Source organism: Morganella sp. TYF_1 (genome assembly GCF_043105645.1).
Lineage (GTDB): Bacteria > Pseudomonadota > Gammaproteobacteria > Enterobacterales > Enterobacteriaceae > Morganella > Morganella morganii_B.
In genome coordinates this window covers 1-18,234 of sequence record NZ_JBICLU010000024.1, presented here as the reverse complement: position 1 = coordinate 18,234, position 18,234 = coordinate 1, and the positions used below count along the sequence as shown (strand labels likewise).

Here is an 18,234-nt window from a genome sequence, read left to right as displayed (position 1 = left end):
TATCATTATAAATATATATCCGACTCATCTTTTCCATATGATTTCACATCATCCTTTTCATCCGAATATATAACAAATACGTGTATAACGTTAAACAATCATTGAACAAACTAAAATTTATCAGTGAATTTAAAATATAACACTATTTTTTACTACCATTTTTTTATAAAACTCACTACCATTTAAAAAAATGGCGAAAAGGATAAATCAAAATTATTCCACACATATAATCATAACCAGGAACAATTGATGATAAAATTATACGACATAATAACAATGGGAGATTCATCCGGAAAAGAAATTACATTACCTTCCGGTAAATATCATATTAACAATACCGATAGTGTTGGATCCGGTGACGCACTGATCCCCTTGTCCCTCCCGGTACCGGATTCATCATTACAGCGTATCGAGGCCGAATTGCATGAAGAGTATTATAGTGTTTCCTGTACTACTCACAGCAATGAAACTATCACGACAGACATCGGCTATAACGCATTATTTTCTTATCAGGGAATACCTTTTTTCGCTGTAAAAGAACAGCAGGATACCTGGCATAAAAGCATTCTGTCTGTGACAAAAAAGGCCGGAACACGCCGCAGCAGGTTCTCCGGACCCGCCTGTTTTTATGTTGTACTGATGTTATCGCTCCTGCTGACAGCAGGATTGATACTCCTGAAAAACCAAAGCAGAACAGAGACAAAAAACCATACGATAAGTTATGAAAATATTATACGCAGCTATATAAATAACAATGAATATATTATAAAAGACAATAATATCCTTGTTTTCTCATCCCCCGAAAACGATATTGCCGGGCTGAAAAAAGAACTACCGGGCTATACTATTTTTGAGGTTAATAAAACAAGCATAAAGATAGATAAAGATGATATTATCACCATGCCTGATTTTAATAAAAGAAAAGAAATCATTTATATATATCAAATGAATAAGATAGTTATCCCTGAAACCTTCAATCTTCCTGATGAGTTCAGAGAGGACATTACTGTCAGGACATTATCATTCAGTGATATTGTTAAATTAATAAATGACCGGTTCGGTCAGCACTCAATCCGGTACTCTGTAAAAAAATCAGGAAATACCATTTGGATTTACGCAGCTAAAAGGAGAGACAAGGAAACAGAGACTATTATTAAGGATATCAATACCACGATATTCTCAGCCCCCGGAAATACACTGGTACAGTACAGGGAAAGTATGCCCCACAACATTTATCCCGGCCTATATGGCACAGTAAATTATATTCACCTGTCTGATAACCACACAAAATTCACCTCTGATAATGAATAAGGACATTTATGCCTGATATAGCAAATAAAAATGATGCAATAACATTTACCACTCTGACGAAGCAATTCAAATCACCGATTCATGAAGACAATGTAAAACTGAATGCGCTGATGAATAATTTACAGTCAGGCAATAAAGACACGGCCAATGCCTATGACCTGGCGATATTGCAGGCCTGTACTTCATCGCTGAATATTAAATGTACTGCGCTCTCAGCGATGATTCGCCAGCATAAAGAAAACCTGTCAACACCGATCGGCAATATGCGCTGATTTATAACGTAAAAATGGCAGGTTACCTGCCTGCCATTAACCATAAAAAGGATTTTATGATGTCATCATTTAACCGGACTTTACCTGTCACAACGATCACCGGGATCACGGAGTTACTGACTGATCTCAGCGGCCGGGAGCAGGCGGCTTATCAGAATATCGTATTACCCGGAACCGCAAAAAAAGACCTGCGCCGGAAAACACAGGCACTGAGCACAGGGCAAACAACCACAGACACCAACGATGTCATGATGATGCTGGAAAACCAGGCCGTGATGGCCAAATGGCATACGGAGATCAGTTTTTATTCCCGTATGCTGCATCTGACCCTGAATGCCGCCGATACCGTCATTAAGGGTCAGTGATGCACAAGATAATGTTTATATTAATAATAAGCGGGATAAGCCTGCTGCTCAGCGGCTGTAAAGAGGGAACGATTCTGTCATCGCTGAATCAGCGTCAGTCTAATGAAGTGCTGGCCGCGCTGCATAAACATCAGATTCAGGCAGTGAAGACGCCGCAGGGAAAGGGGTTGTTCACCATTTCCGTACCGGAAGAACAGAGCCGTCACGCTATTCATATTTTACAGGAATACCATCTGCCCACTGATGAGCGGATTGAAATTGCCGGGATCTTCCCGTCAGATTCACTGATTGCCTCCCCGCAATCAGAAAAAGCCCGCCTGATTTCTGCCATTGAGCAGCGGCTGGAACAATCGCTGTTGTCATTTGATGCGGTTACCGGAGCCCGTGTTCATCTCAGTTATCCGCTGTCCGGGCCGGGAAGCCCCCGTAAACAGCCGGAAACACCCCGTGCCTCGGTGCTGATTTACCACTCCGGGATTGAGGATGAAACACAGTTCGCGCAGGATATTCAGACATTTGTGATGAATGCCTTTAACGGACTGACAGAAGAAACCGTTTCTGTACTCCTGTATCCCGGGAAACCGGTTATTGATTTGCCTCCGCAACCGGAGAACGCCGGTGTGTCCCCGTTTTTTCTGCTGTTTCCGGCAGGGATCATGCTGATAGCAGCTGGTTATGTCCGGCGCGGGCAATTACGGGCATTTCTGATGCGGAAAAAGGTCAGAACACCATGAATAACCGGTTTGATATACAAGGCACCGTCGCCCGGGTGATGTACCAGCCTGCGGATTATCTGCACAGCAGCCGCTTATTTGCCGGGTTGCCGCCGGCAGCGCAATCTGCGTCATACCGCAGAATGTATAATGCGGCCATTATCGATCACTACCGGCTGCCGCGTGAGCAGGATTTTGATCTGTTATCTCCGCTGACGATCCCGCTGATGCGCCACTGGCAGCGGCTTCCCGTACTTTGTCACTATCTGGATATGTTCATCCGCCATGCTTATGGCCTGCCGGATGATACCGTGCCGGATTTATCACAACAGGCATTTTTATCTCTGACCCCGGCACTGCCGCTACCGGCATGGCCGCAAGCTCAGGCACAGCCGGATATCCCTGCGGTGCTGCCCGGCCAGATTGCCATGGCGCAATTATTATCCGCTTTTTCCCCCGCGCTGGCGGCGCGCTTTCAGCTGATGACGGATGCATCCTTATCACCGGCAGAAATCCGTCTGCCGCACCTGCCCGATTCCCTTTTACCGCTGGTATTGCATTATGTGCCGTTCACTGCCTGATCCTCTGCTGTTACATGTTAAATACGGCGTACTGATTAAACGCCGCCACGTCTCTGCGCTTTGCCGTCTCAGTAACCTGACCCGGCAGGCAAACCATCATGCTGCCCGCCTGATAAAACAGGCTGAAGACAAGGCAGAACAACATCGCCAAACAGGCTTTGATGCCGGTTTTCAACAGGGGCTGACACAGGCACTGCCTGAAATGGTACGGGTGATAAATGAATATAAATCAGTGATCCATCAAAATCTCGCCGGCGCGATTTCCGGCCTGGAAACGGAGTTATCTGCATTTTTCGATGACACCGGAATACGTTTTACGCTGATTCACCAATTAGTTGAGCAGTTTTCCGCAGAGAGTGAATGTGAATTAATTCTGCCGGCTGAACTTAAAAAGGGAATGACTGAGTATCCGGACTTCACTGTGCCGGTATCTTTTCATTTCAGCCGTAACATCATATTACGTACCGGGAAAAAATTACTTTATCTGACACCGGACACGTTTGCCCGTGAAAAAGCCACACAAATAAATAGCGGTATTGTTCCGGATAGCCCGGCGGGTATCTCCGGCGGCTATTTATCATTATACAAAAAAGGATAATAAATATGAAAATAGACAGGACCACCGGAAAGCCGGATATTCAGCCCGGCGGGGACCATGAGAAAGCCAAACGATTGCATGACTGGCTTATCAGTAATTTTAATAGAAAGGAAGATATTTATCGCGGACTCGAGTTAGTGGGAACAGATGGATATAATACCGGTAATAATATAAAAGAAAAAATAACGTTATTAATTACCGTTGAAAATAAATTAACAAAAAACCCGGAATATTCTGATGCGAAAATACGTAAATCAGTAAGCCAGGTTGGCGGTGACATTGTTAACTATCATGCCTTTTACCAACAATATCTTCTTAGAATGGTAAATCAAAAACAGCTGGGATTAGCACCGGATGTACTTTCCGCTGATTTTGACCATAATAATAACAAAGATGACTGGCTTACTGTATTTAGCGGATAATGTCTGTTGTATCAGAATTGATAACAGCAGAAACAATATCCTGATTTAGATAAATTGTTTACCGTTCAGCAATACCGTTTCTGCTCTGAACTGATTTGAGCGCATCTGAATATGCGGTTCATGCGGATGTTCTGATGCTTCAGCTCTGCCGCTGAGGAACCATTCGACCGATGCATCTAATAATTCAGATAATTCAATAAGATGATGCAGGCTGATTTTACTGACACCGCGCTCATAACGGTTAAACTGTTGCTGACTGATATTCAGTTTTTGCGCTAATTTAACCGTAACAATCCCGAGTTCTTTACGTCTTGATTGGATTCTGTGGCCTAAGACTGCATAAAAGTCGGAAGTTTCCATAATGTCTACCTATTTTCTCTATAAGTCGTGAATTCAATTAAGTAAATTTACTTAAAAGCTATATTTTTTATGTATAAAAACGTTAAATACGAACAAAGTATTTCTCGCGAAATACTAAAATGATGAATAATTTCGTTTTAATCATGGCGTAATATTTAAATTCAGTTCAATATCGATATCACACTTCAAAGAAATTTAATTATACCTGTCAGATATAAACAGATTTATCTGAATTTTGATGAAGTGCTTAACCCGGTTTATCTATTTAACCAATTAAAAAATTAAGCGTCACAGAAAAACGTGAGAATCTATAATTACGATATCAAAATTTAAAATCACTCTGCGTATTTAAGACTATTCCCTAAGCAAAATAAGACCGGGATTACTAACTAGTCACATAAAGATAAGTTATTTTTTTAGTAAAATTACTTAGTCATTTTGCGATTAATTCATCGCCCTGTCTTTTTTATGCTATCCGTAGCATCAGCCGAAATAATGAGAGAATGTAAATCAGGATGTCTGATTATATCCTAATCCATCCACTAACCATGATTCTTTGATCTGACCACATAAAAAGTGAAATAGATCACACGTAACAAAATATTTTTCATCTCTTTACATCAATTAAGTGGCAATGGTCACATTTCAATCATGTTTTTGTCTAAAAAAACAACGGCGTGGTTAGAAAAAGCGCAAAAATCAGCTGATAAGCTATCCACAGGGTGCGTTGATTGAAAAAACCAGTAACAAATAATGGTATTTATAATTACCCATTTACACACTACTTGTGTCACTTTCGTAATTATAATCATCTAATTATTTTTAGATAGACACGTGTTATGCTGCTCCGAGAAAAAACCATTAAAATCTGACATTCACAGTGAGTAAGTGTTTAATGCTGCATTGTGAATATTTCACTTTAATTTCAAGTTTTTATTCTTAACAAAAAAAGATATCCAGCATGATATTGCAGTCTAATTGTATTTTTTTGTAACTTATTTGTTGTATTTGTAATTTTTTATTTATCGCGTTGCACATCACTTTTCATTCATGCCGTAATACGTCAAATTATTTCTTATATATCAATATATTATACGTTAATTGATATAAAACAATCCATTGGGGCAGCATGAGATTCACCTTGTGACAGGTATCATTTAGCGTTTTTTTATAAAACAGATTATTGATTCAGCTTCTGTTTAATAATTAGAAATGTTTTTGCTCACCTGTTTATATATTATTTGCAATGAAATCATTCAGGTTATGTCACTTTATTACAGACATAAAAAAAGCACCTCTGAGGTGCTTTTTCAAACGGAGAGTAAAATCAACGACCGGCTTTCAGCTTCTGATAATAGTTTTCATAGAGCACACTGGTGTCACCCACATCATCCTGCCACTGCCCTTTACGGATGGTTTCCTCATCCGGATAGAGTGATTTGTCATTGACAATCTCTGCCGGGAGCCGTTTTTTCGCCGCCAGATTCGGGGTCGGATACCCGATAGTCTGTGCGACCTGTGCCGCAATTTCCGGACGCAGCAGGAAATCAATCAGCTTATGTGCGCCTTCCGGGTTTTTAGCGTTAGCCGGAATAGCCAGGCTGTCCATCCAGAAGATGCCGCCCTCCTCAGGCCAGACAACATCAATATTCAGCCCGGACTGACGTGCCACATACGCGGAGCCGTTCCAGATCATCCCGACATTGACTTCCCCTTCCATAAACGGGTTCGCCGGGTTATCGGAGTTAAACGCTAAAATGTTCGGGCGCAATTTTTGCAGTTCTTTATAAGCCTGCTCAATTTCAGCCGGATTGGTGGTATTTGCTGAATAACCCAGTTTGCTCAGGGCAATCTGGAATACTTCACGGGCATCATCGGTCATCAGCAGGCTGTTTTTGTACTCCGGTTTCCACAGGTCAGCCCAGGAGGTCACAGAGGCCGGATCGACCTCATCACCGTTAATCCCGATAGCAGTCGCACCCCAGATATACGGAATCGAGTAATCGTTTTCCGGATCGAATGGTTTGTGCAGCAGATTCGGATCCAGGTTATCAAAGTGACTCAGCTTTGATTTATCGATCTTCTGCAGCATTCCTTCGTGGCGCATTTTGGCGACAAAATAGGTTGAAGGCACCACCAGGTCATAAGCCCCGTCTTTGTAGGTCTTCAGTTTGGTGTACATGCTTTCGTTGGATTCATAGGTGGAGTAAATCACCTTGATTCCGGTCTCTTTGGTAAACTGCTCTAATAACCCCGGCGGAACATATTCCGTCCAGTTATAGAAATAGAGTGTTTTACTGTCATCTGCTGATGCTGAACTCAAGCCCGCTGCCAGAATGCCGGCACCAAGCAGTAAGGACCACTTTTTCATTTCAGTGTTTCCCTCAACCCGGGTTAATCAGTGAATATCACAGGCGGTAACGCCCCCTTTGTTAATTAAGCAGAGTAATTATAAAAGCGGAAATGCGGGGGGTAAAGCAACGATTACGTCATAAAACGGTAACAGAATTGAAAATTCTGCGGCAATGCGGGATTATTCACACAATAAACCGGCGGATCCGCTGAAGACCGCGCCGGTAACAGAAAGGTTACTGCTGTTTGTGTGAGCGGTCACGCAGCACAAGCTGACTGATGATGACCATAAACAGCGAAAGTGCCATTAAAATCGTGGCCAGCGCATTCACTTCCGGTGAAACCCCGACTTTTACCATCGAGTAGATTTTCAGAGGCAGAATTTCATAGCCTGGTCCGGTAACAAATGAGGACACCACCACGTCATCCATTGACAGGGTAAAGCTCAGCAGCCAGCCCGCGATCACTGCCGGTAACGCCAGCGGCAGAATAATTTTGCGCAGAATGGTGAATTCCCCGGCCCCCAGATCACGTGCCGCTTCCAGCATTTTCACATCAAAATCTTTCAGCCGCGAATAGACTGTGACCACCACAAACGGCAGGCAGAAGGTAATGTGCGAGAACAGTAATGACCAGAAACCAAGCGACACCCCGAGGATCATAAACAACACCAGCAGGGAAATAGCCATCACGATATCCGGCGACATCATCACCACAAACAACATACCGCCGACAAACGGTTTTCCTTTGAAGCGGTAGCGGTACAGTGCCACCGCTGTCAGTGAACCGATAACCGTGGCAAATGTGGCAGACAGAATTGCCATCGTCAGTGAATGACCCGCCGCCTGCAGCAGGCTGTCATTATTGATCAGCGTGCTGTACCAGTCAGTCGTGAATCCCTGCCAGTTGATCCCGAAACGGGATGAGTTAAAGGAGTTCACAATCAGGATAACAATCGGGATGTATAAATAAGCATAGATGATGGTCATAAAACCACCGCGTAACAGGCGTCCTATCATTCCAGTTCACCCTTCTTATTCAACATTTTCGCCGCACGGTAATAAACATACAGCAGCAGCCCCATTGCTGCGGTCAGGAAGATACTGGTTGCCGCACCAAACGGCCAGTCACGGATGTTCAGGAACTGACTTTTTATCACGTTACCAATCAGCAGGTTTTTCGCCCCGCCCATCAGATCCGCCACATAGAACAGCCCCATCGCCGGCAGCAGCACCAGCAGACAACCGGCAATAATGCCCGGCATGGTCAGCGGCAGAATAATGCGGAAGAAGGTCTGAACTTTATTCGCCCCCAGATCACGTGCCGCCTCCAGTAAGGATTTATCAAGTTTCTCAATCGCGGAATAGAGCGGCATCACCATAAACGGCAGCAGAATATAGATAAGCCCGAGCACCACCGCTTCAGAGGTATACATCAGCTTAAAGGGTTTATCGATAAGCCCTGTCCATAATAAAAACTCATTCAGATAGCCGCGTGTACTGAGGAAAATTTTCAGCCCGTAAATACGGATAAGCGAGTTTGTCCAGAACGGGACTATCAGCAGGAATAACATCAGCGGACGATACTTCTGCGGCATCCTTGCAATAAACGCCGCAAACGGATAGCCGATCAGCAGGCAGCAGACCGTGGCAATCACCGCCATATTAAGCGAGTGCAGCATCACCTGTGCATACATCGGGTCAAATAAGCGCCGGTAATTGTCGAGGGTAAAGACCATATCGACCAGATTCGCGTCATTGCGTGTCAGGAAACTGGTGCCGATGATCATCAGATTGGGCAGGAAAACAAACAACAGTAACCAGGCGACAATCCCCGTGATCACGATAGTCTGGAGTGGTTTACGCGTCATTTTCATCGCCCAGCACCACCTCCCAGCTTTCAACCCATGTCACGGCGATTTTCTGATTCAGCGAGTGATCCACATCCGGATCATCCTCATTAAAGAACTCACTAACCATCACCCGCTTGCCGTTTTCCATCTCCACTTCGGAATCCAGCGTCATACCTTTATAGTTGCGCTCGCGGACATAACCGATAAGCCCGGTAATCGGCTCATTATCATGGATTTCTTCAACACGCAGATCTTCCGGACGCAGCAGCACATGGACTCTCTGCCCCGGCGTGACATCCAGCGTGGTGTAAATATCACACTCGTGCCCTTCGACATTTGCGCGGATCCGCTGTTCATCGATTCGGTGCAGAACATCCGCATCAAAGATATTGATCTCACCGATAAACTGCGCCACAAACAGGTTTTTCGGCTCTTCGTAGATTTCACGCGGCGTGCCGTCCTGCTCAATCCTGCCGTCACGCATCACAATGATGCGGTCAGACATGGTCAGCGCCTCTTCCTGGTCGTGGGTAACAAACACAAAGGTGATCCCCAGCTGACGCTGAAGGGCTTTCAGTTCACTCTGCATCTGTTTGCGCAGCTTGTAATCCAGTGCGGAGAGAGATTCATCCAGCAGCAGCACTTCCGGTTTATTCACCACCGCACGGGCAATGGCAACACGCTGCTGTTGTCCGCCGGAAAGGTGTCCCGGTTTACGCCCGGCAAAATCCGCCAGCTGCACCATTTTCAGGGCTTCTTCCACACGCTGTGTGATTTCATGTTCCGGGGTTTTCTGCATACGCAGCCCGAACGCAACGTTTTCAAAGACTGTCATGTGCGGAAACAGGGCGTAGCTCTGGAAAACCGTGTTGATATGGCGCTGTTCAGCAGGGATATGTGTGATATCCTGGTCGCCGAGCATAATGGTGCCTTCATCCGCATCCTCAAGCCCGGCGATTAACCGTAAAACCGTGGTTTTACCGCACCCGGACGGGCCCAGAATGGTGACGAACTCACCATGATTAATTGTGAGGTCTAAATGCTTAATTATGTTCTTGTCATCAAAGCTTTTGCTCAGCCCTTTCAGGGTGACAAGTGGTGTCAGAGAGGTTGTCTCAGTCATTTATGCTATTCACTCTATCCCGGAGGTCATGCAGATAGAACCGTAACTGAAAAAAGACTGTTAAAGCAGATTGGTCTACTTATGGCCAATGCCCAAAACCAGTTACGCCGTCAAAAAAAGAAGAGGGCATAATAAACACAGCGACCTTAAAATGAAAGCTGAAACGTCATCACGCCACTAATTTTTTGTTCATCTTTATTCATACATATCTTAACAATCATCCCCCTGATTGAAGGCATTTTCAAACAGGAATGCGATCTTATTGTCCGTGCGCAATATCTGCCGTTTTCGTACCGTAAACTATTAAAATAAACCCATCGTTAGATAAAACCTATCACATCGATAGCAGCAAGCCATTGGCTTCCCCGCGCCGCTTCCCGTATTGTTATTTTCAACGAAACAGGAGGAATCATCTATGTCTTTAATTAATACCCCAATCAAACCTTTCAAAAACATGGCATTCAAAAACGGTGAATTCATTGAAGTCACCGAAAAAGACACCGAAGGCAAATGGAGCATTTTCTTCTTTTATCCTGCTGACTTCACGTTTGTCTGCCCGACTGAGTTAGGCGACCTGGCTGACCATTACGATGAATTTCAGAAAATGGGCGTGGACATCTACTCTGTCTCCACTGACACCCATTTCACCCACAAAGCATGGCACAGCAGCTCAGAAACCATCGGCAAAATCAACTATGCCATGATCGGTGACCCGACCGGCGCACTGACCCGTAACTTCGAAAACATGCGTGAACTGGAAGGTCTGGCTGACCGCGGTACGTTCGTTGTTGACCCGCAGGGTATCATCCAGGCGATTGAAATCACTGCTGAAGGTATCGGCCGTGACGCATCTGACCTGCTGCGTAAAGTGAAAGCGGCTCAGTATGTTGCCAGCCATCCGGGTGAAGTCTGCCCTGCCAAATGGAAAGAAGGTGAAGCGACGCTGTCTCCGTCACTGGACCTGGTCGGTAAAATCTAAGCTCCCCCGTCTCCTTTCTTATTTACTGTTATCGGGTGCATTGCACCCGATTTTTTAAGGGAATAATCATGCTCGATAACACAATGAAAGCGCAGCTTAAAGCGTATCTCGAAAAATTAACCCGTCCGGTTGAGCTGGTATCAACCCTTGACGACAGTGCTAAGTCCGGTGAAATCAGAACATTATTACAGGAAATCGCTGAGTTATCGCCGAAGATTACCGTTCGCGAAGATAACAGTGCTTCTGCACGCAAGCCGTCATTCCTGATTGTCAATCCGGGACAGACGCAGGGCATCCGTTTTGCCGGTTCCCCGCTGGGTCATGAATTCACCTCACTGGTGTTAGCACTGTTACAAGTCGGCGGTCATCCGTCAAAAGAAGCACAGGAATTACTGGATCAGGTGCGCAATCTGGAAGGTGAATTCCATTTTGAAACCTATTATTCACTCTCCTGCCATAACTGCCCGGATGTGGTGCAGGCACTGAACCTGATGGCGGTACTTAATCCGAATATCACACACACGGCCATTGACGGCGGTCTGTTTCAGAATGAGATCACCGAACGCAATATCATGGGCGTGCCGGCGGTTTTCCTGAATGGTAACGAGTTCGGTCAGGGTCGTATGACACTGGCGGAAATCGTCAATAAAGTGGACAGCAACGCCGGTAAACGAGCAGCTGATGCTCTGAATCAGCAGGCACCGTATGAAGTGCTGATTGTCGGCAGCGGCCCTGCCGGAGCATCCGCAGCCGTGTATGCTGCCCGTAAAGGGATCCGTACCGGACTTATCGGTGAGCGTTTCGGCGGCCAGGTGCTGGATACCGTGGATATTGAAAACTATATCTCCGTACCCAAAACCGAAGGCGCAAAACTGGCGGCAGCACTGAAAGTGCATGTGGAAGATTACACCGCAGATGTGATTGATAACCAGAGCATCACGGCGCTGATCCCGGCCACGGAACAAGGCGGCCTGCATCAGTTACAGACCGCATCCGGTGCAACCCTGAAAGCGCGCAGCGTCATTATCAGTACCGGTGCCCGCTGGCGTAACATGGGTGTTCCGGGCGAGCAGGAATACCGCACCAAAGGGGTGACTTACTGCCCGCACTGTGACGGCCCGCTGTTCAAAGGGAAATCTGTGGCGGTGATCGGCGGCGGTAACTCCGGCGCGGAAGCCGCTATCGACCTGGCCGGTGTGGTGGAACACGTCACGCTGCTGGAATTTGCCCCGGAACTGAAAGCCGATGCGGTGTTACAGCAGAAATTACACAGCCTGGCAAACGTGGATATTATTGTGAATGCCCAAACCACCGAAGTGCTCGGCGACGGCAGCAAAGTGACCGGCTTACAGTACAAAGATCGTGTATCCGGTGAGCTTCACACACTGACACTGGCGGGGATTTTCGTTCAGATTGGCCTGCTGCCGAATACGCAGTGGCTGAAAGGAACACTGGATCTGAACCCGATGGGTGAGATTGTGGTCGATGCCCGTAACGAAACCAGTATTAAAGGGGTGTTCGGTGCCGGTGACTGCACCACCGTACCGTACAAACAAATTATTATCGCGGCAGGCGAAGGTGCCAAAGCGTCACTCAGCGCCTTTGATTACCTGATCCGCACCAGTACCAGAACCGCTGAATAGTCCGCTGTTCAGCTGTTGTACCCAAAGGCATCCGGGGGCGGATGCCTTTTTTTATTCCCCGCTAAACGCCGTCACACTCCGCCGGATCTGTTTGCGCAGCCAGCGGGTTTTCTGATGAATCGTAAAAGGCCGTTTTCCGTTCCGGAAAAGAGCGTTTCCTGTCACGACACAACAACACCGGCGGAGAAAAAGACTTTTTTTGTTTACTCTGCGGAAAAATACCGGTTATATATAATCACTCGATCCTTCCTGTTTATAATATCACTCTTATTATCACTCTTTTAACGTGTATATAATGATATCTTCTGCCTGCGCTGATTAACATTCAGCACTGTGCCACATTTAATACAGACAAATATAACTATATTTATATTTATCACTATAGCAGTAAAGATAGACACCATATTATTATGTTTATTTCGTCACACTCTATTCATATACAAACACCGCAGACATACTTTAAGGTATAGCCCTCTCTGTTCTTAAAATCCGATACAATATATACCCGCCAGAGGAGTTCCCATGCGTTTTAAAACATTCATTCTGATTTCGGGATTATTGACTACGCTGTCCGGCTGTACCAGCGCATCACAGCAAATATCACCTCAGCCCGCACAACCAGTGGCAGAGCCGGTAAAATTACTCCCTGCACCGGCACAGAATTCCACCAGTAACAGCTGTATTGATGATATGTATCTGCTGCGCAAAACCAATACCGGTGATTACCGGATATTATCCGGAAAATACGGTGAAGTCATGAATGAGTTTAATTTCCTGCGGGAAAATGAAAGCATTATGGATAATGACATTAAAATTTATATGAGAAACAGCCTGACGATAAAGCTTGGTAAGGTATGCAGTGATATCAAACTGAGTGCATTCCGCTCAATAAAAAAGAAATCCAGCCTGAATGCCGGTTCATAAATAAAAAAGGCTTGCATTCAATACAAGCCTTTTTAAAACCCGGTTTTTGTCATTCAGAACTTTGTTCAATAATATCCCTGCAATATTCATAAAACAGAGTAAGAAATGCAAAATAGTCTTTTTCATTGTAATACTGAAGCGCTAAAAAGCGTTTTGCATCGGAATCGCCCTTTCCGGCCGCAATACGCAAATAATACTTTCCCTTCTCAATATCTTTTTTCACACCATAACGTCCGGTGAGATACAGTGTCCCCAGTAAAAACTGGGCATTTGTTTCTCCCTGTATCGCTTTTATATTCAACAACTCAATATTTTGCGACGGTGTTTCCGCAAAACAAAGTAACGGGATAAAAAATAAAGCTATCAAAAACCGGGAATATATTTTCATTTTTCCTTTATCCGTTAACAGTGTGCCGGGATAACGATCATTTTTGATTTATTGTCTTTTCTTTACCGGCAACAATGGCTTCAGGGGTGACTTTATGACTTTTATAAGGCTCGGACTGGCCGGTAAAACGCCCGCCGGTAATAATGGAAAATACTTCAGTCCGGCAAATACCATTCAGTTCACCCTTTTGCAGGATTTCCGTATTTTTGGCATTACAGGTTCCCATCATCATGCCATTAACGGCAACATGTTCCGCAGTCACATCACCTTCAATAACCCCTTTTTCCATAACGGAAACTTTAAATGCGCCGGCATTGATATTCCCTTTTACTTTTCCGTATATTTCGATATTACCTCCCGGGGTCATATCACCGGTTATTTCACAACCTGTTCCCACGATAGTAATACTCTTACCCGCCGGTTCATTTTTTACCGGTTCTGCTTTTGCCTGTTCCGCCTTCACAGATTCTGCTTTATTTACTTTATCTTTTTTATCGTCTTGTCTGAATAATGCCATAAAAAAACGCCTTCCTGTTGTGATGAAAAATAATATAAAGAGAAGCAACACGTACATGCTCATATGAAAATACAATTCTCTCCCGGAAGAGATAATGGCTATCAGTATTTCTCCCCAGAGAAACCAGAGACCGTATAAATATAAATGTATTTTCATTCGTTCAGAGTCATCATGCCTGCTGGTATACCGGCATATCACTGATACAATTTATATTGATCTGGATACGCATACCATTCTCTTCATCGATATAAAAAATAACATTATCTGCATCATAGTGATATTTAATATGACATTTCCGTTTTACAAATTTCTTCATAATATCTGCCAAGTCAGTTTTCATATCATCAAAAATCATAGATCCTCCTGATATTACGTTTATAAGTAATAATAAAATATACCTGAGCAGAGATGCATAAGATAAACCTATGGTTTTTCATCATAGATGACCATATAACTGCTGGTATTTAATACGCTGTTTTTTTGATTATTTTTCAGATCTTTTTCCAGATCACCACCGAATTTGATCGGTATATCATCGCCGTCGTTATCGAAAAATGCCTGCCAGGCACCGGCGATTTCATCCGAGTAAAACTGATCACCGGATTTATCACGCTGCACCGGCACTGCCGGTAATGTACTGAACACATCACTGTGCGGGATCCGGCTTCCGGGCGGTAATTTTCCGGCGGGTTCCGGCAGGGTGGTCAGATCCATCGGAAACGGCATGCCCCGTCTGCCGGATAAAAAACGGTTTCTCAGAGAATCCGGAGACACAGCAACAACCGCCCCTATACCTTCTATTGTTTCCGATATCACCGGCTCAGATTGCCTGACAACCGGCTTTGCTGCAGACGATTCGGCGACTGAAACCGGAAAAATAAAGGGTAAAGAAAACAGCAGATATAATCTTATTTTTTTTATCTTAAACGTGTTATATGACATAAACATAAATATGTCCCGGCTCCGGATTCTCAGAGTTAATGATGATAAAATAATTTATCAATAAGTACTTACGACATCCCCATCGTAATGATTTCATTCATTATTTCTGTATAAATATACGTTATTATTGTTTAAATCATTTTCTGTAATCATGACAGTATGAGGGTTCTATTCTTCCTTCATGCTCACCGACCTTATGATGGTAATAGCTGCCTAACACAGAGAATAAATTATTAACATCGTTTGGTGTCATTTGCAGAGCAGCGAAATAACGCATAAGCATGTCCAGGTTAAAACAATTCACACCTCTTTCATAACGGGAAATTTGTTGCTGGCTGATGCTTAAAATTTTTGAAAGTTCAATACCGGATAACCCGAGCTGTCGGCGTTTATTCTTAAGAGCCTGACCTATTACACTGGAAATAGGATGAATATTTTTAATCACAAATCCTCCTGACGACTACATTACACTCTGACTGCTATTTTATAAATAAAACAACATATATTCTGTTTTATATGCCATGTGAAATAATAATAATCACTGAAAAGATAAACCAATATATTGCATGCCTGTTTCAGACACCTCCTTCTTCAGTTAAATAATTAGCGTGATAATACATTCACACTCCATATAAGAGTAAAAATGTTATTTTTAACACTCATATTGTTTAGTGGCAAAATAATTAAATAATCAACTATTTTGTTGATCACAATATCACAGCAGCAGAGATTAATGCTCTCTGCTATCCCGTGTATGAATAAACATTATCGTCACTGACATTTCAGCTGTATTTCTTTTTATCACAGGGGGAATTGGTATTACAAAATGGTCCGGATGATCATCTTGCTGCCATTACCTGTTATCGTTAATAGCCCTCTTTATATACGTTATTTTATTTTCATGTAAAGAGTAAATGACTTATGGCGGTGTGTGCAAATTTTTATTCACCTCTCCATTCAAATCTAACAATAGCTTAAACCTATCAATAAAAATTTATCCATATCTAAAAAATAGCATAATAAGTCAAATTTACTAATTACATCAGTAAGTTAAATTGAAGTGACTGTTTTTACACAATAAATACGATTTATCCTAAATATCCCGCCCACTCCTCTCGCGATTACGTTTGAAGCACTCTGTTACAAAATAAGCATTTTTTATTACCTTTGCCACAAAACGGAATACGTACTTACAACATATTATTAAAATTTTACTCCTTAAAATAATACTAAATCAGATGACAAAACCAGAACATTATTCATATAAATCAATAACCACCAAGATAATTAACCATAATCATATCGTTATCACAAAATAAAGAAGCCACAGACATTTCTGCCTGTGGCTTTTATTATTGTTACTGATTAATAGTAACCTTTCTTATTACGTTGGCTCAACTGATGTTACCGTTCCTTTTGGTACTACCTGAACCTCATTATTCTCATCAACAATAATATCAAATACAATCCATTGTGCTTTCGCAGGTACAACCACATCCGGTGCATCAAAACTCATCATCCTGGATGTTCCTGACTTCAGGACTAAATCCTTATTCAGGAAAAGCAAGACTTTCGCTGTTGATAATTTAGCATCAGCACCTGCGGAGTAGCGTTTAACAAAGTAGGTATAAGTCCCCTTATGCCCTTTCCTGATCGTAATCGTTTCGACCCCGGGTGGACTTTGCTGATCTTTATCCAGTGATGCATCCGCACCCGCCGGATCTTTAGAGCCGGAAGGGTAGTAAACATGGATTCTTGATCCTCCCCCGACAGGCGGAACCAGTAAATGCGCATCCAGATCGTTAGGTGCTTCACTCCACTGCAGAATAATACGGCCGAACTCTGTGCCCAGCGCCGGAGATAGCGCAAACTTAAAGTTGGTATCCGCACCGCTCTTCACGACCATAAAGTCATCGTAGTCGTCGTAATTATTCGCAGTGATCTTAACTGCATACTTTCCGCCAACCAGATCGACCTTAAACTTACCGGTTGCATCCGTTGTCGTCTCGAACAGCAATTCTGTTCCATCTACCGAGAAGATCTTAACGTGTGCTCCGTTAACCGGCTTATCTCCGGCTGCAATCGCATCAATCACCAGCACTGACGTTGAGAACAGCTCTTCAAAGGAAACTTCCTTATCCGCTTTAACCGTCTGGCTTCCCTGTGCAGCACTGATCACAATGTCATAGACCGGTGTCTTGGTACTGGTCAGTTTGACAGTCGCATTACCCGCTGCATCGGTCTGCTGTGAAGTCTCAGATAATTTAGCTGAAATACCGGCCGTACTGGTCCAGTTAACGGTCACACCACTCACCGCGTTGCCGTTCGCATCACGGACTTCGGCAATAAATTCAAAAGAATCCGTGCCGTTGGCAATCTTCCGTGTCAACGCACCGTTGAGTTTCACATTTGTGATAGTCGCTGTTGCGGCATCACCTGTCAGCGTGACGGTCACAACCGCAACCGGCATCTCAGTTCCGTTAACGGTTACTGTCAGCGGAGCATCACCGGCGGTTTTTCCTTTCAGTGTCGCCGTATAGGTACCATCGCCATGATCCGTCACCGTACCGAACGTGGTGTTGGCCAGGGTGGTACTGAACAGTACGGTCTGTCCGGAAACCAGGTTACCGTTAACGTCTTTCAGTGTCAGCTTCAGCGCTGACGTCGTGCTATCGTTTGCCACGATAGTCAGCGGATCGGCTGTCAGGACAGATTTATCCTTGTCCAGATTACTGCTGTCTGCCGTCAGTTTCACCGTGACCGGTGAGACTGCCAGCTCCGTACCGTTAACGGTGACTTTCAGTAACGCATCACCGGCGGTTTTCCCTTTCAGTGTCGCGGTATAGGTACCGTCCTGATTATCCTTCACTGTTCCGAAGGTGGTGTTGGCCA

22 protein-coding genes are annotated in these 18,234 nt (G+C 44.2%); 11 read left to right on the top strand and 11 right to left on the bottom strand.

The window, feature by feature from the left end; translation table 11 throughout:
• Positions 1 to 249: 249 nt before the first annotated feature.
• From ACF8OF_RS11275 to ACF8OF_RS11245, 7 genes are read left to right on the top strand one after another with little or no spacing between them, the layout of a single operon-like run.
• The gene (locus ACF8OF_RS11275) at positions 250 to 1,311 is read left to right on the top strand and encodes a hypothetical protein (protein WP_392496675.1); all 1,062 of its coding nucleotides are present in this window, start codon (positions 250 to 252) and stop codon (positions 1,309 to 1,311) included.
• Positions 1,312 to 1,319: 8 nt separating this feature from the next.
• Complete coding sequence (locus tag ACF8OF_RS11270; protein WP_279796976.1) at positions 1,320 to 1,583, top strand: hypothetical protein; 264 nt, start codon at positions 1,320 to 1,322, stop codon at positions 1,581 to 1,583.
• 56 nt (positions 1,584 to 1,639) lie between these two features.
• Positions 1,640 to 1,948, top strand: coding sequence for a hypothetical protein (locus ACF8OF_RS11265; protein ID WP_247709314.1), 309 nt, complete (start codon positions 1,640 to 1,642; stop codon positions 1,946 to 1,948).
• The gene (gene sctJ / locus ACF8OF_RS11260; RefSeq protein ID WP_279796980.1) at positions 1,948 to 2,682 is read left to right on the top strand and encodes a type III secretion system inner membrane ring lipoprotein SctJ; all 735 of its coding nucleotides are present in this window, start codon (positions 1,948 to 1,950) and stop codon (positions 2,680 to 2,682) included. Before ACF8OF_RS11265 ends, sctJ begins: the two co-directional genes overlap by 1 nt.
• A complete protein-coding gene (locus ACF8OF_RS11255; protein WP_392496673.1) occupies positions 2,679 to 3,242 on the top strand; it encodes a hypothetical protein in 564 nt (187 codons plus the stop codon). The genes sctJ and ACF8OF_RS11255 overlap by 4 nt, the downstream gene beginning before the upstream one ends.
• The gene (locus ACF8OF_RS11250) at positions 3,223 to 3,840 is read left to right on the top strand and encodes a hypothetical protein (RefSeq protein WP_279796984.1); all 618 of its coding nucleotides are present in this window, start codon (positions 3,223 to 3,225) and stop codon (positions 3,838 to 3,840) included. Before ACF8OF_RS11255 ends, ACF8OF_RS11250 begins: the two co-directional genes overlap by 20 nt.
• Before the next feature lie 5 nt (positions 3,841 to 3,845).
• Entirely contained in the window at positions 3,846 to 4,262 is a 417-nt protein-coding gene (locus tag ACF8OF_RS11245) for a hypothetical protein (protein ID WP_262881855.1), read from the top strand.
• 45 nt (positions 4,263 to 4,307) lie between these two features.
• Here the strand turns inward: ACF8OF_RS11245 and ACF8OF_RS11240 are convergent, their stop codons facing one another.
• From ACF8OF_RS11240 to potA, 5 genes are all read right to left on the bottom strand, one after another.
• The gene (locus ACF8OF_RS11240) at positions 4,308 to 4,622 is read right to left on the bottom strand and encodes a helix-turn-helix domain-containing protein (protein ID WP_262860167.1); all 315 of its coding nucleotides are present in this window, start codon (positions 4,620 to 4,622) and stop codon (positions 4,308 to 4,310) included.
• A gap of 1,327 nt (positions 4,623 to 5,949) precedes the next feature.
• Positions 5,950 to 6,993 carry a spermidine/putrescine ABC transporter substrate-binding protein PotD gene (gene potD / locus ACF8OF_RS11235; RefSeq protein ID WP_262860168.1) on the bottom strand — a complete coding sequence of 348 codons (1,044 nt, stop codon included), beginning with the start codon at positions 6,991 to 6,993 and terminating at the stop codon, positions 5,950 to 5,952.
• 217 nt (positions 6,994 to 7,210) lie between these two features.
• A complete protein-coding gene (potC, locus tag ACF8OF_RS11230; RefSeq protein ID WP_025152481.1) occupies positions 7,211 to 7,993 on the bottom strand; it encodes a spermidine/putrescine ABC transporter permease PotC in 783 nt (260 codons plus the stop codon).
• Positions 7,990 to 8,850: a spermidine/putrescine ABC transporter permease PotB gene (gene potB / locus ACF8OF_RS11225; protein WP_262862351.1), complete on the bottom strand. Its 861-nt coding sequence runs from the start codon at positions 8,848 to 8,850 to the stop codon at positions 7,990 to 7,992. The genes potC and potB overlap by 4 nt, the downstream gene beginning before the upstream one ends.
• Positions 8,834 to 9,949: a spermidine/putrescine ABC transporter ATP-binding protein PotA gene (potA, locus tag ACF8OF_RS11220; RefSeq protein ID WP_262860170.1), complete on the bottom strand. Its 1,116-nt coding sequence runs from the start codon at positions 9,947 to 9,949 to the stop codon at positions 8,834 to 8,836. Before potA ends, potB begins: the two co-directional genes overlap by 17 nt.
• Positions 9,950 to 10,364: 415 nt before the next feature.
• Between potA and ahpC the strand changes: the two genes are divergently transcribed.
• The 3 genes from ahpC (at position 10,365) to ACF8OF_RS11205 (ending at position 13,495) form a co-directional block, all read left to right on the top strand.
• On the top strand, positions 10,365 to 10,928 hold the full coding sequence (gene ahpC / locus ACF8OF_RS11215; RefSeq protein WP_262860171.1) for an alkyl hydroperoxide reductase subunit C: 564 nt from the start codon (positions 10,365 to 10,367) through the stop codon (positions 10,926 to 10,928).
• Between the two features lie 68 nt (positions 10,929 to 10,996).
• Complete coding sequence (gene ahpF / locus ACF8OF_RS11210; RefSeq protein WP_072868903.1) at positions 10,997 to 12,571, top strand: alkyl hydroperoxide reductase subunit F; 1,575 nt, start codon at positions 10,997 to 10,999, stop codon at positions 12,569 to 12,571.
• 522 nt (positions 12,572 to 13,093) lie between these two features.
• Positions 13,094 to 13,495, top strand: coding sequence for a hypothetical protein (locus ACF8OF_RS11205; RefSeq protein WP_392496671.1), 402 nt, complete (start codon positions 13,094 to 13,096; stop codon positions 13,493 to 13,495).
• Positions 13,496 to 13,544: 49 nt separating this feature from the next.
• Here ACF8OF_RS11205 and ACF8OF_RS11200 read toward each other — a convergent pair whose 3' ends face one another.
• The 4 genes from ACF8OF_RS11200 to ACF8OF_RS11185 form a co-directional block, all read right to left on the bottom strand.
• Complete coding sequence (locus ACF8OF_RS11200; protein WP_262861759.1) at positions 13,545 to 13,883, bottom strand: tetratricopeptide repeat protein; 339 nt, start codon at positions 13,881 to 13,883, stop codon at positions 13,545 to 13,547.
• A gap of 37 nt (positions 13,884 to 13,920) precedes the next feature.
• Positions 13,921 to 14,556: a polymer-forming cytoskeletal protein gene (locus ACF8OF_RS11195; RefSeq protein WP_274370766.1), complete on the bottom strand. Its 636-nt coding sequence runs from the start codon at positions 14,554 to 14,556 to the stop codon at positions 13,921 to 13,923.
• Between the two features lie 13 nt (positions 14,557 to 14,569).
• Positions 14,570 to 14,755, bottom strand: a complete 186-nt coding sequence (locus ACF8OF_RS11190) for a hypothetical protein (protein ID WP_025152473.1) — start codon at positions 14,753 to 14,755, stop codon at positions 14,570 to 14,572.
• A 68-nt stretch (positions 14,756 to 14,823) separates the two neighbouring features.
• Entirely contained in the window at positions 14,824 to 15,126 is a 303-nt protein-coding gene (locus tag ACF8OF_RS11185; RefSeq protein WP_262861694.1) for a hypothetical protein, read from the bottom strand.
• On the opposite strand from ACF8OF_RS11185, the gene ACF8OF_RS11180 reads away from it, so the two are divergent.
• Entirely contained in the window at positions 15,125 to 15,406 is a 282-nt protein-coding gene (locus tag ACF8OF_RS11180) for a hypothetical protein (protein WP_262861695.1), read from the top strand. The two genes, ACF8OF_RS11185 and ACF8OF_RS11180, sit on opposite strands and share 2 nt — an antisense overlap.
• Before the next feature lie 72 nt (positions 15,407 to 15,478).
• Here the strand turns inward: ACF8OF_RS11180 and ACF8OF_RS11175 are convergent, their stop codons facing one another.
• Both ACF8OF_RS11175 and ACF8OF_RS11170 read right to left on the bottom strand, forming a co-directional pair.
• The gene (locus ACF8OF_RS11175; protein ID WP_051583026.1) at positions 15,479 to 15,787 is read right to left on the bottom strand and encodes a helix-turn-helix domain-containing protein; all 309 of its coding nucleotides are present in this window, start codon (positions 15,785 to 15,787) and stop codon (positions 15,479 to 15,481) included.
• A gap of 939 nt (positions 15,788 to 16,726) precedes the next feature.
• A partial coding sequence (locus tag ACF8OF_RS11170; RefSeq protein WP_392496670.1) for an Ig-like domain-containing protein occupies positions 16,727 to 18,234 on the bottom strand: 1,508 nt, incomplete at its 5' end.

What these genes read in the sequence shown, in the direction of transcription:
- ACF8OF_RS11255 (WP_392496673.1), top strand. Translation starts at nt 2,679, where the DNA reads ATGAATAACCGGTTTGATATACAAGGCACCGTCGCCCGGGTGATGTAC.
- ACF8OF_RS11180 (WP_262861695.1), top strand. Translation starts at nt 15,125, where the DNA reads ATGCCCCGTCTGCCGGATAAAAAACGGTTTCTCAGAGAATCCGGAGAC.
- ACF8OF_RS11240 (WP_262860167.1), bottom strand. Translation starts at nt 4,622, where the DNA reads ATGGAAACTTCCGACTTTTATGCAGTCTTAGGCCACAGAATCCAATCA.
- ACF8OF_RS11195 (WP_274370766.1), bottom strand. Translation starts at nt 14,556, where the DNA reads ATGAAAATACATTTATATTTATACGGTCTCTGGTTTCTCTGGGGAGAA.
- ahpC (WP_262860171.1), top strand. Translation starts at nt 10,365, where the DNA reads ATGTCTTTAATTAATACCCCAATCAAACCTTTCAAAAACATGGCATTC.
- ACF8OF_RS11245 (WP_262881855.1), top strand. Translation starts at nt 3,846, where the DNA reads ATGAAAATAGACAGGACCACCGGAAAGCCGGATATTCAGCCCGGCGGG.
- sctJ (WP_279796980.1), top strand. Translation starts at nt 1,948, where the DNA reads ATGCACAAGATAATGTTTATATTAATAATAAGCGGGATAAGCCTGCTG.
- potC (WP_025152481.1), bottom strand. Translation starts at nt 7,993, where the DNA reads ATGATAGGACGCCTGTTACGCGGTGGTTTTATGACCATCATCTATGCT.
- ACF8OF_RS11275 (WP_392496675.1), top strand. Translation starts at nt 250, where the DNA reads ATGATAAAATTATACGACATAATAACAATGGGAGATTCATCCGGAAAA.
- ACF8OF_RS11185 (WP_262861694.1), bottom strand. Translation starts at nt 15,126, where the DNA reads ATGCCGTTTCCGATGGATCTGACCACCCTGCCGGAACCCGCCGGAAAA.
- ACF8OF_RS11265 (WP_247709314.1), top strand. Translation starts at nt 1,640, where the DNA reads ATGATGTCATCATTTAACCGGACTTTACCTGTCACAACGATCACCGGG.
- ACF8OF_RS11250 (WP_279796984.1), top strand. Translation starts at nt 3,223, where the DNA reads ATGTGCCGTTCACTGCCTGATCCTCTGCTGTTACATGTTAAATACGGC.
- potB (WP_262862351.1), bottom strand. Translation starts at nt 8,850, where the DNA reads ATGAAAATGACGCGTAAACCACTCCAGACTATCGTGATCACGGGGATT.
- potA (WP_262860170.1), bottom strand. Translation starts at nt 9,949, where the DNA reads ATGACTGAGACAACCTCTCTGACACCACTTGTCACCCTGAAAGGGCTG.
- ACF8OF_RS11270 (WP_279796976.1), top strand. Translation starts at nt 1,320, where the DNA reads ATGCCTGATATAGCAAATAAAAATGATGCAATAACATTTACCACTCTG.
- ACF8OF_RS11200 (WP_262861759.1), bottom strand. Translation starts at nt 13,883, where the DNA reads ATGAAAATATATTCCCGGTTTTTGATAGCTTTATTTTTTATCCCGTTA.
- ACF8OF_RS11190 (WP_025152473.1), bottom strand. Translation starts at nt 14,755, where the DNA reads ATGATTTTTGATGATATGAAAACTGACTTGGCAGATATTATGAAGAAA.
- ahpF (WP_072868903.1), top strand. Translation starts at nt 10,997, where the DNA reads ATGCTCGATAACACAATGAAAGCGCAGCTTAAAGCGTATCTCGAAAAA.
- potD (WP_262860168.1), bottom strand. Translation starts at nt 6,993, where the DNA reads ATGAAAAAGTGGTCCTTACTGCTTGGTGCCGGCATTCTGGCAGCGGGC.
- ACF8OF_RS11205 (WP_392496671.1), top strand. Translation starts at nt 13,094, where the DNA reads ATGCGTTTTAAAACATTCATTCTGATTTCGGGATTATTGACTACGCTG.